This window comes from Cloacibacterium caeni (assembly GCF_907163125.1).
GTDB classification, from domain to species: Bacteria; Bacteroidota; Bacteroidia; order Flavobacteriales; family Weeksellaceae; genus Cloacibacterium; species Cloacibacterium caeni_B.
Genome location: NZ_OU015319.1, coordinates 2,316,701 through 2,332,567 on the forward strand (window position 1 = coordinate 2,316,701; position 15,867 = coordinate 2,332,567).

The 15,867-nt window shown below is 33.3% G+C and carries 13 protein-coding genes; 1 reads left to right on the forward strand and 12 read right to left on the reverse strand.

Annotated features, from left to right (window positions below; all coding sequences use genetic code 11):
* Positions 1–37 precede the first annotated feature (37 nt).
* Positions 38–910: an AraC family transcriptional regulator gene (locus KKQ79_RS10765; protein ID WP_213190141.1), complete on the reverse strand. Its 873-nt coding sequence runs from the start codon at positions 908–910 to the stop codon at positions 38–40.
* 169 nt (positions 911–1,079) lie between these two features.
* Between KKQ79_RS10765 and KKQ79_RS10770 the strand changes: the two genes are divergently transcribed.
* Positions 1,080–1,673 carry a DUF3244 domain-containing protein gene (locus tag KKQ79_RS10770; protein ID WP_213190142.1) on the forward strand — a complete coding sequence of 198 codons (594 nt, stop codon included), beginning with the start codon at positions 1,080–1,082 and terminating at the stop codon, positions 1,671–1,673.
* A gap of 99 nt (positions 1,674–1,772) precedes the next feature.
* On the opposite strand, the gene KKQ79_RS10775 is transcribed toward KKQ79_RS10770, so the two are convergent.
* The 11 genes from KKQ79_RS10775 to KKQ79_RS10825 all read right to left on the reverse strand — a co-directional run bounded on the left by KKQ79_RS10775 (position 1,773) and on the right by KKQ79_RS10825 (position 15,854).
* Positions 1,773–2,141, reverse strand: coding sequence for a hypothetical protein (locus KKQ79_RS10775; RefSeq protein ID WP_213190143.1), 369 nt, complete (start codon positions 2,139–2,141; stop codon positions 1,773–1,775).
* A gap of 4 nt (positions 2,142–2,145) precedes the next feature.
* On the reverse strand, positions 2,146–3,135 hold the full coding sequence (locus tag KKQ79_RS10780; RefSeq protein ID WP_250131233.1) for an endonuclease/exonuclease/phosphatase family protein: 990 nt from the start codon (positions 3,133–3,135) through the stop codon (positions 2,146–2,148).
* 3 nt (positions 3,136–3,138) lie between these two features.
* Positions 3,139–3,747, reverse strand: coding sequence for a rhomboid family intramembrane serine protease (locus tag KKQ79_RS10785; RefSeq protein ID WP_213190144.1), 609 nt, complete (start codon positions 3,745–3,747; stop codon positions 3,139–3,141).
* Between the two features lie 14 nt (positions 3,748–3,761).
* On the reverse strand, positions 3,762–5,540 hold the full coding sequence (gene mutL, locus KKQ79_RS10790) for a DNA mismatch repair endonuclease MutL (RefSeq protein WP_213190145.1): 1,779 nt from the start codon (positions 5,538–5,540) through the stop codon (positions 3,762–3,764).
* A gap of 74 nt (positions 5,541–5,614) precedes the next feature.
* Complete coding sequence (locus tag KKQ79_RS10795) at positions 5,615–6,331, reverse strand: class I SAM-dependent methyltransferase (RefSeq protein ID WP_213190146.1); 717 nt, start codon at positions 6,329–6,331, stop codon at positions 5,615–5,617.
* A gap of 82 nt (positions 6,332–6,413) precedes the next feature.
* A complete protein-coding gene (locus KKQ79_RS10800; RefSeq protein WP_213190147.1) occupies positions 6,414–7,841 on the reverse strand; it encodes a glycoside hydrolase family 30 protein in 1,428 nt (475 codons plus the stop codon).
* Positions 7,842–7,854: 13 nt separating this feature from the next.
* Positions 7,855–8,694, reverse strand: coding sequence for an endonuclease/exonuclease/phosphatase family protein (locus KKQ79_RS10805; protein WP_213190148.1), 840 nt, complete (start codon positions 8,692–8,694; stop codon positions 7,855–7,857).
* 20 nt (positions 8,695–8,714) lie between these two features.
* Positions 8,715–10,637, reverse strand: a complete 1,923-nt coding sequence (locus KKQ79_RS10810) for a sialate O-acetylesterase (protein WP_213190149.1) — start codon at positions 10,635–10,637, stop codon at positions 8,715–8,717.
* 49 nt (positions 10,638–10,686) lie between these two features.
* The gene (locus KKQ79_RS10815) at positions 10,687–12,906 is read right to left on the reverse strand and encodes a glycoside hydrolase family 3 N-terminal domain-containing protein (RefSeq protein WP_213190150.1); all 2,220 of its coding nucleotides are present in this window, start codon (positions 12,904–12,906) and stop codon (positions 10,687–10,689) included.
* 11 nt (positions 12,907–12,917) lie between these two features.
* The gene (locus KKQ79_RS10820) at positions 12,918–14,315 is read right to left on the reverse strand and encodes a glycoside hydrolase family 30 protein (protein WP_250131234.1); all 1,398 of its coding nucleotides are present in this window, start codon (positions 14,313–14,315) and stop codon (positions 12,918–12,920) included.
* 111 nt (positions 14,316–14,426) lie between these two features.
* Positions 14,427–15,854, reverse strand: coding sequence for a RagB/SusD family nutrient uptake outer membrane protein (locus KKQ79_RS10825; RefSeq protein ID WP_250131235.1), 1,428 nt, complete (start codon positions 15,852–15,854; stop codon positions 14,427–14,429).
* Positions 15,855–15,867 lie beyond the last annotated feature (13 nt).

A 15,867-nucleotide genomic window follows, 5' to 3' on the forward strand; every position in this document is an offset into this window, starting at 1 on the left:
AATGATTTTCGGGAGTTTTTTATTGCTTCTAAACGTTTTATTCAATAATATTTTTAAACTCTTTTCGATATTGAGAAGGACTTTTCTGCGTATATTCTTTAAAAGTTTTATTGAAATAACTGAAATTATTAAATCCGCTTTCGTAACATATCTCGTTAATACTCAATGGTTTCTCCGCCAACAACTTCATAGAATGAATGATACGATATTCATTCACGAATTGTATAAACGTTTTATTGGTAATTTTTTTAAAATATCTGCAAAAAGAAGGCTCCGTCATATTGGCGAGATTTGCCACTTCTTCTAAAGTAATTTGCTCTTTGAATTTATTTTTCACGTGATTGAAAATGAGGTTAATTCTCTCATTATCTTCCACTTGAGTTTGAATATAGAAATTTCCAGCATTTAGAATTTTGAAATCTTCGGTATTGGCAAGAACATTTAAAATTTCTAAAAATTTAATCAACTTGTCCAGTGAAGTCGCCTCATACATTTCTAAAATTTTACTTTCTAAAGATTTTTTAACAGATTCACCAAAGACAATTCCACCTTTTGAAGCATCTAATAAATTCGTAATCTTCTTCATTTCAGGCGTTTTCCAGATGTGAGCTCCTAAAAAATCTGGCAAAAACTGAACTACAATTTCATACTCATTTCTGGTATTTTCATTGGTTAAACCACAATGCGGCAAATTACTACCTATTAAAACCAAATCTCCTTTAGTAAAATAAGAAATGGTGCTACCAATTTGTCTTTTTCCTGAACCTCCACCTACAAAAACCAATTCTATTTCTGGGTGATAGTGCCAAAAATTAGATTTTAGATTTTCATTTTGAAGGAATTTGAAACAAGAAAAACTACTTCCAATATTGGGGTTAACTGCTTCATATGTAGGACTTGTCTGCTTCATTTTGTTCTATTTCGATTTACAAATATACTATTTTATCTTTAAGTTAATGTTAATTTTGCATTAATGTTAAAATAGAACACATATAAGAAAATTATCTTGTAAAATAACCCAATATTCAAGTCTAGATTTGCAGTGTACTTAATTGACTAACACACTAACAATTATAATTATGAAAAATTTATTAAAATTCAGCTTCCTTATAGGATTTCTATTTATTTCGGCGAATGTAATGGCCAATGACAAAGATTTCTCTATCTCTATTGACAACATCAATGCTAAAAAACTAAGCTTTCAGATGACGAATGCTAAGAATGTAGCACTATATGTTTACAATGATAAGCAAGGAGAACTTTTGGCTGAAAAAATTAGAAAACACGATGAAGTTTCTAGAACGTATGACTTGAAAAACTTTCCTGCTGGAACGTATTATTTAGTAGCAGAATCTGATTCTAAAATCGAAAAATATAAAATTACTATTGACGAAACTGATGCTACAATTGAGAAGACACCAGTTTCTGAAATTTTCAAACCAGAATACACCATCGAAGGTAATCATGTAAAATTATTTATGCCTAAATTAACTGATGGAGTAACAGTTTCTGTTCAAGATTTCACGAATACTGTTTATTATAACCAAACCTTAACTCCAAATAATGGAGAATTGGTTGTACAATTTGATTTAAACCCAGAAAATGCTGATGCGTATGTAATCAGTGTAGAAAAAGGCGAAAACACCTTCAACAAAATCATATATCTAAAATAAATTTTAGGATTAATTTTCACATCACATCAAAAAAAGTCTCATGAAATTGAGACTTTTTGTTTTTTTTAAAGAACTTAAAATTTTAGAGAATTACTATTCTTATTCTGGAGTAACTAATTCATCTACTTTCTTTTCTTGTTGAGCTTTTTCTTTTTCTGCATTTTTAGCAGCGTTTTGTTCAGCCAATTTTTTCTCTAGCTCTGATTTCTTTTTTTGTTCTATTTTTTTCTTTTCCTCTGCCAATTTCTGTTCGGGACTTTTAGTGGTATCTTGTTTTAAAACAGGCGCTTTTTTAGCATCTTCAATAGCAGAATTAATTGTCGAAAAAGAAGTTTGTCCCACTACAGAATCTACCAAAGTGGTATCAATAGGAGCATTATCTTCTGCATAAAATTGCTCTTCTTCTTTGTTGTTTTTCCAACAAGAAAGTAACATAAAACTGGTTAATAAAAAGGCTATTTTCTTCATTTTTTTAATCCTTTAAACTAAATTTCACTAAAACGGGGTAATGGTCTGACAGTTTTTGACTTCGGTCTACTTTGTACTCAGTTGATTTCAAATTATCCGAAGAAAATACATAATCTATTCTGATAGGAATTTTATAGTCATGAAAACTTGTAGCAAGGCCAGTTCCAGATTCTAAAAAACAGTCTTTCAAAACTTCTGAAATAGTGTAATACTCATACGAATTAGGAACTGAGTTAAAATCACCAGCCAAAATAACAGGATAAGGAGATTTCTCTATAAAATTTTTCAAAATTTGTACTTGCTCTTCGTGTTTTTTGAAAACTGGCATAAATCTACGTACTAGACTTTTGGCTTTTGCTCCGTTTTCGTCTAAATCGCTTGTAGGTTTTACCATAGATTTATGCAACTGAAATGGCTCTAAATAAACATTTACAAAGCGTATTCTTTTCCCTTTCACCATTACGTCTGCATACATTGCATCTCCATTACTCACAAAAGGAATAGAACCTTTCTCTATAATTTCATATTTTGAATAAAAACTGATGATAGGATTATGAAACGAATATTTCATTTGTTCTAAAATAGGGTTTCCCAAGCTAGAATAACCCGCCTCTTGTAAGAAAACAAAATCTGCGTCGAAGGAATTGATATAATTCTCTACATGCTCTTTACCAAATTCATTGACTTTATTATTAAAGCTAAGCACTTTAAAATCTGCCTTCTCACTCTTTGGCTCAGAATAATTAATCCATCTTCTTACAGGTGTTAAAAATAATGTGGAAATCAGCAGAAAAACAAAGGCTCTTTTACGCCAAGAAAAAATCCAGAAAAAACAGAGTAAAAGATTGGCAATCATTAAAAAAGGAAATGCCAATGATAATAAATTGAGAAAAGGAAATACTTTTGGAGGGATATAAGCATTAAGCATGGTTGCTCCTAAAAGCAACACAATTACTACATGAGCAACGGTAAAAATACTTCTGAAAATCCCCACTGATTAATTAATTCTATATCTGTTTCTACCCCAAATTTTTATCAAAATATATCCAACTAAAGCGCCACCAATATGTGCAAAATGGGCAACTCCTCCAACATTATTAATTCCTAAATAAATAGAACCTACAATTACAATAGGCAATAGAATTTTTGCTTTTATTGGAAATGGAATAAACATTATCATCATTTCTGCATTAGGATAAAGAGCAGTAAAAGCAGCAACAACTCCAAATATTGCGCCTGAAGCTCCTAACATTGCAACATTTATAAATTGCTCCTCTGCTATCATTTCATAATAAATCCAAAGACTATTTAACGCATATGCTCCTAATCCAGAAAGAAAATAAAGCAGAATGTATTTCTTCTCACCTAAAAACCTTTCCAAAAGCGGACCAAAACTCGCCAATGTTAACATGTTAAAAGCAATATGCATAATTCCTCCGTGCATAAACATATGCGTGACGATTTGCCAAGATTTAAATTCTGGAGCAAGAGGAAAATATGCTACTAAAAAATAATACATCTGTGGTAAAAATGTATTAGATAGAATGAAAACAATCACATTCAGGATGATAATATTTTTGGTGATGGGTGTTATATTTTGAAACATATTGTTTTAGTGTGTTAAAATTTATTTTTTAATTCTTCTGTAGGTACTTCTACAAAGGTTCTGTTTCCGTTTGGTGTAAACTCTGGGAAGCCTAACTTGATAAAATCCTTCAAAATTTGTTCCACTTCAGCTTTATACAGAAAATCAAACTTAGATTTTGCATTGGTTCTAATCCACTGATTGTTATAATTTTCTAAAAATTCTTCTTCGGTTTTGTATTCTAAAATTTCGAAGAGATTTTCTAAAAATTTAATCACTTGAGATTCTTTCACATCTTCAGGCACTGCATTTATTCTCAGCACATTATCTTGTGCCAAAACAATATCAAAACCTAAATCTGGCAAGTATTTTTTTATCGAACGGAACTTATTTTTCTCAATTTCATTTAAATGATATTCTAAAGAAAACAGCAAACTTTGACTTTTCTTACTTTTAGAAACATTTTTACGGTTTTCTGCTAAGACAATTTGGTGAATTCTTCCCAAATCGAGCATCAACGTTCTGTGGTCTTTGTTAAAAAGCCAATATCCATTTGGTAATCTAAGTAAATCTTCTTCTAAATCCTCGTCTTCTTCATCAAAAAGGTTAATTTTAGATGGCAAAGCTGATGATTCCTGTTGATACATTTCGGTAAGATTTACCATCGCTGTATCATTAATTTTAGAAGGAATTTGGTCTTTAAACGGATTAAAATTTCTATCGATATGAATTCCTGGAGCGTGATAACTTTTCGCAGCATCTACTTTTGGCGGAAAAAATGAATCCATTTGTTCATTTCGCTCAAAATCTAGACTTGGCGCTACATTATAAATTCCCAAAGATTTTTTAATCGTAGAACGAATCAATGCAAAAATGAGGTTCTCATCTTCGAATTTCACCTCTGTTTTTTGCGGATGTATGTTGACATCTATTTTTTCTGGGTCAAGTTCCAAATACAAGAAAAAACTCGGGCTGTAATTGCTTTGCAACAGTCCTTCAAAAGCTTCCTGAACCGCTCTGTTTAAATATGGGCTTCTAAAATATCTTCCATTGACAAAGAAAAACTGTTCGCCTCTAGATTTTTTAGCTGCTTCTGGCTTTCCTACGAAACCATTGAGTTTTACCCAACCTAAATCTTCTTTGATAGGAACCAAAAGTGGATGCAATTTTCTACCGAAAATATCAACAATTCTCTGCATTTGGCTTCCTTTTCTGAGGTTAAAAATCACCTCGTCATTATGATAGAGCGAAAATTCTAAATTTTCGTGAGCCAAAGCCACTCTTTGAAATTCGTCTATGATATGTCTGAATTCTATATTGTTGGATTTCAGAAATTTTCTACGCGCTGGAACATTAAAAAACAAATTTTTCACCGAAAAAACAGCGCCTTCCGTAGTTTGTGCAGGCTCCTGAAATTGCAGTTCACCACCTTCTATATAGATGACGGTTCCTATTTCTGAGTCTTGTTTTTTGGTTTTGAGTTCTACCTGAGCTACCGCAGCAATAGAAGCCAATGCTTCACCACGAAAACCTTTGGTAGCGATATGAAAAATATCTTCAGTAGTTCTAATTTTAGAAGTAGCGTGTCTTTCGAACGCCATTCTCGCATCGGTTTCAGACATTCCGATTCCGTTATCTGCTACTTTTATGAGATTTCTGCCCGCTTCTTCTACAATCAATTCTATTTTAGTAGCACCAGCATCTATGGCGTTTTCTAGCAATTCCTTAACAATAGAAGCAGGTCTCTGCACTACTTCTCCTGCAGCAATCTGATTGGCAACATGATCTGGTAAAAGTTGAATAATATCTGACATTTCTATAATTGAAACTCCAAAAATAGTGTTTAATTTCTAAAAAAATTGAATTTGTGGATGAGTAATCCTGATTGTTAAGAAAATTTTATGAAGTCTAATTTCTGACGAAGTTTTTTAGTGATTTTCTGGGTTAATGTTCTTTCATCAGCAAGATGACGAAGTTTAAATTCTCTTTTTTTTCTCACTACAAAAAGATGATAATCTTCTTGCTCCCAAATTCCATATTTCTGAAAGAAAACCATCTCTAGATTATTTTTATCAAGATTTTCTACTAAAGTTGGCAATTCGATGGGTTGGTCTATCACTTGTAGTGATTCTGGCTGATGCTGATGAAGATATTTAATGTATTCTGGATTTGGAATATTGATGAGTAAAAGAGATTTTTCTGAAATATAAGTGCTGATGTTTTTAAACAAATTAAAATGCTCTTCTATTGGAATATGCTCTATAACATCTAACAGTGTGATGAAATCAAAATCAGATTCTTGGGGCTGATAATGCACCACGTCTCCTACAAAAAGTTGAACGTTATTTTTTTGGATATTTTTTTGTGCGTTTTCTATACTTTTTTCGCTTAAATCTACTGCTTCTATATAACCTTTTTCTATTTTTTTAGAAAGTAAATAGGTAAAAGCTCCCACTCCACAACCCAGTTCTAAAATTTTAGATTTTTTAGTAAGTCCTAATTTTTTAAGTTGTTTAAACAAAAAAATCAATCTTTCATTAACTCCTATTTTTATTTGTCTTTCGGAGAACTGGTCATAGAACTGAGAAACTTCTTCTTTCTTCATCTGAAAAATATTTTGAGTTTATAAAAATACAAAATAAATAAAAAAGGCGCATCCTAGGATGCGCCTTGGTCTGAAAAACGAATCAAATAACTATAGTTTGTATAGAATTTGCGGGTGATTTTACGCTGACAGACTGACCTTCTATCCAAAGATTGTATTGGGTTTCTTGGTCAGAAGAATTCATTACTACTACTACCAATTGTCCGTTCGGATTCATAAATGATGTAGAAATCAGAAAATCTCTATTGGTAACGGTTCCTAGTCTTCTTGCGTTCCTTTGTACATATTTAGAAATATGTCCTATGTAATAATATTCTGCGGTGTAATGTAATTCTCCGGTTCTGGTGTCTGCGATAATCGGTGCGAAACAGAAATTGCCTACATGATTTGGGCCTCCTTTTTCATCTAAGAGAATGTTCCAATCCGTCCAAGCAGAAATTCCGTTGTTAAAATCATTAATCATGTTTTTACCATAAATTTCGCCCAACCTCCAATCATAGATTTCCTCGAATTTAAATTTTTCTACACAACCTTCGGTGAAGATGAGAAACTTATTAGGAAAAGCTTTTGCGGTTTCTTCTACATTTTCGAAAAGCGGTTGAGATTTTGTCCATGTTTCGTACCAGTGGAAACCTATTCCTGTAGCGTATTTATTCGCCAAAGGATCACTTAATGTAGTGGTAGCTCTTTGGTATAATAAATCTCTATTATGGTCCCAAATGATGACTTCTTTATTTTTGTAACCGTTTTTCCAAAGGGTAGGTCCTAGATATTTTCCTAAAAATTCTGCTTCTTCTTCGGCGGTATAGATACAAGATTCCCAAGTCTGAGTAGCCATAGGTTCGTTTTGTACAGAAAGTCCCCAAATTGGAATTCCTCTTTTCTCATATTCTTTGATGAATTTAACGTAATAATTTGCCCAAGGCTGATAGTATTCTTTTTTCAGTTTACCGCCTCTCAACATATTATTGTTATCTTTCATCCAAGCTGGTGGAGACCACGGACTGAAATAAAATTTGAAATTTTTGCCAATCATTTTTTGAGCCTCCTTAATCATCGGGATTTTATATTGCTCATCATGTTGAACATTGAAGGTTTTAAGCGCTTTGTCATTTTCTTCTACATAGGTATAACTTCCGCTGCTGAAATCACTAGAATTCATGCTGGTTCTAATCAAGTTATACTGTAAGCCATTTTTGCCAAAATAGGCTTCTAAAAATTCTTTTTGCTTGTCTTGGGGCAATTTATAAAAGGTTTCTGCAGAAGCATCTGTAATGGCTCCACCAATTCCTGTGATTTTTTGGTACTTAAAATCTGGGTCTACAAAAACGCAAATATCTGTTTCCTTCGGTTGAGGAAAATTCTGAAAACTGCCTTTGCTGGGTACAAACTTTTCGGTTTGGTTTTTGGCAGTAGTATATATCGAAACGTCTTTGAGTGTTTTCTTTTGTTGTGCAAAACCTACACTAAATGCCAAGAAAGACATGATAATCACTGCATTACTTTTCATTTTTTTTTTCAGATTATTTCAATTGTATTTTTGCTACTATAGGAAAATGATCAGACGGATATTTATAGTCATAAAAGTCTGTAATCGTTCTGTATTTTAAAACTTTCGTATTGTTTTTTGAGCTAAAAATAAAATCTATTTGTTCGCTAGGTTTTTCATTGAATTTAAAACCATTCCAAGTTCCTTTTTCGGCGTAAGGTTTTGTAACGCTATTGCTTCTTGCTTCTTGTAAATTCTCAAAAAGCGGTTTCATCCATGAATCACTTTCTACAGAATTAAAATCACCTGTAAGAACTACAGGAACATTTCTTTTCTTCTGCAAAGTTTTAATTTTTTCGAGGATAATTTCTGCAGATTTCTGTCTCGCAATTACACCTACATGGTCAAAATGCGTATTCAGTACCCAAACTTTCTTTTTGGTTTTAATGTTTTCAAAAAGAGCATACGTAACGATTCTAGGATATGCTGCGTCCCAAGATTTTCCTGATTTTTCAGGATTTTCTGAAAGCCAAAATGTATTTTGCTCCAGAACTTTGTACTTATTTTTCAGATAAAAAATACATGAAAATTCAGCATTGGCTTCATCTGTTCTCGGTCTTCCTAAAAAACCATAAGCAGAGTTGTTATCTAATAAATAATCAATCTGTGGTTTCTGTGCTTCTTGTAGTCCTACAAAATCTGCTTCGTAATAAGAAATAAGGTCTTTAACTTTATCTTTTCTGATATTCCAGTGGTTTTCGCCATCATCTACGCTTGCTAATCTGATGTTAAAACTCATTACATCAATGGTTTGCGAGAATAAAAACGATGCAAAAAGTATAAACACAATGGTAGAAATGTTTTTTGTTTTCATATTTTAATTCTTGATTAAAATTATTTTAACTCGAACTGATATTTCTTGTTTTCTGTAGAAAGTTTGAAAGAATCTGTTCTAAAAGGCGCTACAGGCAATCCTTTTTCGGTGAAAAGATTAATTTCTGAGTCATCTCCTTTCCAGCCATATCTTACAGCAACGGGATTGCTTACCTTTTCGCATGTAACTACAATTTTATTTTTCTTAATTTCTGCTTTTGCAGGATAGAATTTTTGGTCATTTCCTGCAATTTCAAAACCTTTTAAGATTTCATTATTTTTAGAAATTAATTTTTCTTTTGTATTGAAACTGATGGTAATTTTATTTCCTTTTACCGTTGATTTTTGATAAATTGGGCTTTTCAGACCATTATTTAATGCTAAATTAGCCAATCTTTCACCTACTGTTTTTTTATTTCTTGGGTGAATATCATTCGGATTTCCTACATCTGTAGTTACTACCATTCCTGTGTTTTTCATTTTGGTAGTATTCAGTTGAGCATCTCGCACTTCACACCAATCGCAACCTTCATTACTGTCTCCTTTAGTATTAAAAGTGGCTAATTGAACGAAATAAAAAGGTAAGTTTTCTCCAAATTTCTGTCTCCAACTGTTAATCAATAGTGGGAAACTTTGGTTATATTCATATGCTCTTTCTGCATTTGATTCTCCTTGATACCAAAGCACTCCTGAGATTCTAAAATCTTCAATCGGGTGAATCATGGCATTGTAAATCAAAGAAGGAAATTCATTTTGATTGATGGCTGCATAAATTTTTTCTACAGCAAATTTCCAATTTCCTGCCAATGGAATACTTTTTTGAGCGGTGACTAATTTCACCTCATCATCATTACTCCACAAACCACCGCCACCACCAGTGTCATTAACCTTTACTGCAATAATATTCTCTCCTTTCTTTAAAATTTCTTTCGGAATGGTATAAATTCTATCATCTGACCATTGTTTCATTTGTCCCACTAATTTTCCATTAAAATAAGTAAGGTCTTCATCATCAATTTTTCCTAAATACAGCACCGCATTTCCGGCAAGATCTTCGTCTGAAAGAACAATGGCTTTTCTAACCCAAGCTACGCCGTCGAAACCTTCGAAACCTTGTTGTTCCCAAGCTTTTGGAACATATAAATCTTTTAAAGCAGAAGCGTTATAATCTGCACTCAAGAATTGTTCTTGATTAAAATCTGCAATTTTAGCGTTCAGTTTTTTCTCAAAAAAAACAGTTTTAGCCTCGAAATTTTTCTGTTGAAGACTTTCTATGTCTATTTGTGGCATATTGGCAATCATTTCTTTAAAATAAGGAGATTGCTCGAATGCGTTTTTAGGAATCCAAGCTTCGATTACAGTTCCGCCCCAAGAAGAATTAATGATTCCTATAGGAACTTGTCTCTCGTGATACATTTTTTTAGCAAAAAAATAGGCTACTGCAGAAAAATCTCCAATAGTAGAAGCATTCGCAACGTTCCATTCTGTTTTTACAAGGTTGTTTTGAGGCAAAGAATTTATTTTTCTTTCAATTTTAATATGTCTAATAATCGGAAATTCTTTTTGATTCAGTTCCTCTTTATAACCTTCAGAAGACGAAAGCGCCCACTCCATATTGCTTTGTCCACTACATAACCAAACATCTCCTACCAAAACATTTTTGAAAATAATTTCATTATTTCCTTTAATCGTCAATGTAAAAGGACCACCTTCTTTTTCTTGGTCTAAATCTACTTTCCAATTGCCATTTTGGTCAGCAACAGTGGATTTGGTTTGATTTTTAAAACTTACCGACACTTTTTCATGAGGTGATGCAAAACCCCAAACTGGAATTTTAGAATTTCTCTGCAACACCATATTATCTGAGAAAATATATGGTAAAGAAACATTTGCCATCAATAATTGAATGGTCAATAATAAGAATACGCTGATTGATTTTTTCATTTTAATTCCTTTAAGATTTATTTCTTATAAGGTTAATTTTTTAAGGATGTTATTTTTCCCAATTTACTCTTTTGGTTTGTACCTGAGCAGAATTGGTGCCTATCATGATGTCAAATTCTCCTGATTCCCAATCGAAATTGAGTTCATCATCATAGAATTTTAAATCTTCTGGTGTAATGTTAAAAGAAACGGTTTTACTTTCTCCTTTTTTCAAGAATATTTTTTGAAAACCTTTCAGTTCTTTTACAGGACGAACTACTTTTCCTACCAAATCTCTGATGTACAACTGAACCACCTCTTCTCCGTCATAATTTCCTGAATTGGTAAGCGTAACTGAAGCCGTCAAGGTTTGATTGCCTTTCAGTTGAGTAGCACTTACGTTTACGTCAGAATATTGAAATGTAGTATAACTCAAGCCAAATCCGAATGGATAAGCTGGGTCATTATCTAAGTCGATATACGCCGAAACATAGTTTCTGTCTGTATTATTTTTAGCAGGTCTTCCTGTATTGTAATGATTGTAATAAATAGGAATTTGACCTTCAGTTCTAGGAAAAGTCATCGGCAATTTACCGCCAGGATTTATTTTCCCAAAAAGTACATCTGCAATAGAATTTCCAGCTTCTGTACCTAACCACCAAGTGTAAACAATGGTAGGAATGTTTTCTGAAGCCCAATCAAAAACCAAAGGACGACCGGCATTAATCATTAAAATAATTGGTTTTCCTGTTTTGGCAATTTCTTTTAATAAATCTTCCTGAACTCCAGAAAAATGGATGTTGCTTCTGCTTTTTGCTTCGCCACTCATTGCGTGACCTTCGCCTAAAGTCATAATTACAACATCTGCTTTCTTGGCAGTTTCTACCGCTTCTGCAAATAGAGATTTATCATTATCATTTGCGTTACATCCTTTCGCATAAAGCAATTCTGAATTTTTATCCAATTGAGCTTTAATTCCGTCAAACTGAGTGACAATTCTTTGACTATCATCTGGAAAAGCGATAGACCAGAAGCCGTGATTTTCTACTGTAGCTTTCGCAAATGGACCAATAATGGCCACTTTTTTAGTGGTAGGGGAAAGTGGTAATAATTGATTTTCATTTTTTAGTAAAACAATACTTTTTGAACCAATTTCTCTTGCAAATTTTCTGTGTTCTGGATTATTGGCTTGTTCTTTCTCTCTCTTTTCATTAATGAAACGATAAGGGTCATCGAAAAGTCCAAGTTCATATTTTTTAGTCAAAATTCTGCGAACTGCATCATCTACTAACTGAATATCTACTTTTCCTTCTTTTACCAATTCTGCTAAATGATTGGTATAAGAACGGCTTTCCATATCCATATCACTTCCCGCGATAATTGCTTTCAGAGCAGCATCTTTATTGTCTTTAGCAAAACCGTGAGGAATCATTTCGCCAATGCTTCCCCAGTCAGAAACCACAAATCCTTGGAAATTCCAAACACCTTTTAATAAGTCTCTTTGAATGTATTTATTTCCAGTGGCAGGAATTCCGTTGATATCATTAAAAGAATTCATAAAAGTAGCTACTCCCATATCAGACACCGCTTTGAAAGGTGGTAAATACGTTTCATGCAATTGTCTAAGGCTCATATCTACAGAATTGTAATCTCTTCCGCCAACAGCAGCTCCATAAGCAGCAAAATGTTTAGCACAAGCCATTACTGCATCTTTATTTCCTAAGCCATTTCCTTGAAAACCTTTCACTCTAGCTTTTCCTACTAATGTTCCTAAATAGGTGTCTTCACCTGCTCCTTCCATTACACGTCCCCATCTTGGATCTCTTCCTATATCCACCATTGGTGCAAAAGTCCAGTGAATTCCATAGGCTGAAGCTTCCGTAGCTGCAATTCTAGCTGATTTTTCAATTAAATTCATATCCCAAGTAGCGGTTTCGCCTAATGGAATAGGAAAAGTAGTTCTAAAACCATGAATAACATCTTGCCCAAAAAGTAAAGGAATTTTAAGACGAGACTGCATGGCTTGGTCTTGCCAGTTCTTCGTATTTTTAGCACCGATAGCGTTTAGAATAGAGCCTAGTTTCCCTGCACGAACTTGACCAGCTTTGTCTGCATCTTTCGTAATAGGACCGGTTGCTGTAATATCATCATTGTATTGATTGAGCTGTCCTATTTTTTCTTCCAAAGTCATTTTCGCCATCAGCTCTGTAACTTTTTGGTCGATTGATTTCTGTGCAGAAATATTTATTCCCAATCCTGCTAAAACTAATGAAAGAAGTATTTTTTTCATAAATTTTATTTTTAAAAGGTGTAAGTAGCCACTGAATTAGATGGCAATGAAGTTGCTACAGATTTACCATCAAAGGTAATATTAAAATTTTCAACTTCTGTTCCTTCATTTAAAACAATTAAAGCTATTTTGCCTTCTGGTGTTTTAAAAGCTACTGTACTTAAATTTCCTACTTGTGTAGAACCTATTCTTTGTGAATTTTGAGGTACAAATTTAGAAGCATGAGCAATGATGTAATACGCTACATTTTTAGTGTAAGATTCAGCAGAATTGATAGTGATTGCTCCTTTACATTGAGTACAACCTCCTGGAGTAAATGGTTGGAATTGTGCGTCATTTGCTAAATTCCATTCTAATGCAATTTTGCTCCAATTTCTCATGGTTCCAATGATTACATTTTTGGTATGCCAAATAAAGTCTCCTGCAAAAGTTCCTGTAGAACCCGTCCATTGTTCTGTGAAATACAGATTTTTATTTGGAAATGCGTTCTTTACAACACCAAGAGCTGAAACATCTCCCGCATAAAGATGGAATGCAGATCCGTCTACATATTGTGCAGCTTCTGGGTCTTGGAGAATGGTAATAGGATATTCTGGTTTATCGCAATTATGGTCGTACAATACTATTTTTGTAGCAATATTGGCTGCTCTAAAAGCAGGACCTAAATTGTTTTTTATGAAATCTCTTTGTTGTTCTGCAGTCATATACATACTTGGGTTATTCCCAGGATGTAACGGTTCGTTTTGAGGAGTAATGGCGTCAATGGTGATTCCATTTTTCTTCATTTCCTGAATATATTTCACGAAATATTCTGCATAAACTTGATAATATTCAGTTTTCAGGCTTCCTCCTATGCTTTTTCCGTTGTCCTTCATCCAAACTGGTGGTGACCAAGGTGCGCCAATGATTTTAATATCTGGATTAATGGCTAAAATTTCTTTTAACATATCAATCACTGGTTGGTCTTTTTCTAAGCTGAATTCGCTCAGGTCTTCGTCTGTTTGACCTGCGGGAACATCATCATAAGAAAAGACAGAACTGTTAAGATCTGATGCGCCAATACTTAATCTAAGATAACTTACACCTATGGATTGTTCTGATTTTCCGAAAATATCTTGAAGAAGTTCTTTTTTCTTCGCTGGAGATAATTGATTGATTACCTCTACGCTTCCTCCGGTAAGAGTATACCCAAAACCATCTACGGTTTGGAATTTTTCTGAAGGATTGATGAGAATATTTTGAAAATTATTTTGTGGATTATCAAAAACAAGATTGTTTTGTTTTTGAAGTTTTAAAGTTTCATCAGCATTAGTTTGCCAATATTCTATTGTTTGTGGAGCTTCTATTTTTGTAAAAGAATTACATGAGATAAGAGAAGCTATAGAGCCTAAAACTAAGGCGGGGATCATTTTTTTTAGAACCATAACATTTATTTTTAATATTCAAAAAAACTGCTGCACGATAATATGCGCAGCAATTTTTTTAGAATAAGGTTATATAAATTCTAATTTGATATAAGATTAATAACCAGCGTTTTGAGTTAAATTAGGGTTTTTATCTAACTGAGATTGAGGAACTGGCCAAAGTAATCTTTGTTCTGTAAGATTATTAACATAACCTAACTTGTTACCTTTTCCATCAGTTCTGGCTTTAATAACTTCTAAAGCTTTACCTGTTCTCTTAAGATCAAACCAACGTTGCCCTTCAAATGCCAACTCTAGCAATCTTTCTTTAAGGATTTTGTTAATACCATCGGTTTCACTTGTGATAGTAATAGGGTTTAAACTTACTCTACCTCTTACTTGGTTTACTAAAGCTGCCGCCCCAGTAAAGTCTCCTAATTTCACTTTAGCTTCTGCTTTTAATAATAGTAAGTCTGCATATCTAAGAATATATATATGTTGGGTGCCATCTTGTATTCTTTGTTTGTATGCAAATGGATAGTTATTTTTGTCAGTCCAATAAGCATCGCTAACTCCTATATCAAACTTTATAGAGTTTGTTTTTCTAATATTATCATTTTGTGCATCAAAAGCGTTTACTAAATCATGAGTCGGTAAATTAAATCTTTGCCATCCATCACCAATAAACATACCTGTTCCCCACCACCAGATATTACTTGCATCTGAATTAATTTCTAATATAGATTCTACATTAGCATTGTGGTTTCCGTCAAATAATTGATTGTAGTCTGGCAATAAACTGTAATCACCTGCCAGTTGATCTACATGCTGGATTACTTTATTGTAATCTGGGTTTGGCTTTGTTGCATAAACTTTTGCCAATAATGCATGGGCTACTCCTTTTGTTGCTCTGTATTTACTTACTGAAGCATTAGGAGCTGCAGCTAGAGCACCTTCTAAATCTGATATTATAAAAGAGTAAACCTCTTCTTTTGTCTTTCTTGCAGGATAAATTTGGCTATATACTTCATCAAAATTCTCTGAAGTAACAGAAGTAACTGACTTGGTAACTAATGGGACATCACCCCATAATTGAACCGCATGAAAATAATACAACGCTCTTACAATAGCAGCTTCAGCTTTCATTTCTGCTTTACGTTCTGCAGTTAAAGCAGGGTCTTTAATTCCATCTACAAAATTAAGAACTTTATTACAGTTATTAATTAATTCATAAATAGCTTCCCAGTTTCTTTTAACATTTCCGTTAGTAGATAAAATTCTGTACTCTGCTTGTTGTCTGTTATCTTGATTATCCCCACTTACGTATGCTTCATCAGTTTGCATAGATCCATTCGCAAAATAATCTAATTGCCAATAGTTGGAATGCCCAAACCCTGGACCAACATACATGGTTTTCATTAGATCTTCAGCTTCAGAAGCTTTCGTATAAGGCGTTTCACTAACCTCGACAGGTCTGTCTGTTATGGGCTCTGTATCTAGATAATCTGAACAAGACACAGTACCTAAACTAAGACCAGCTCCCAATAGTATAAAATAT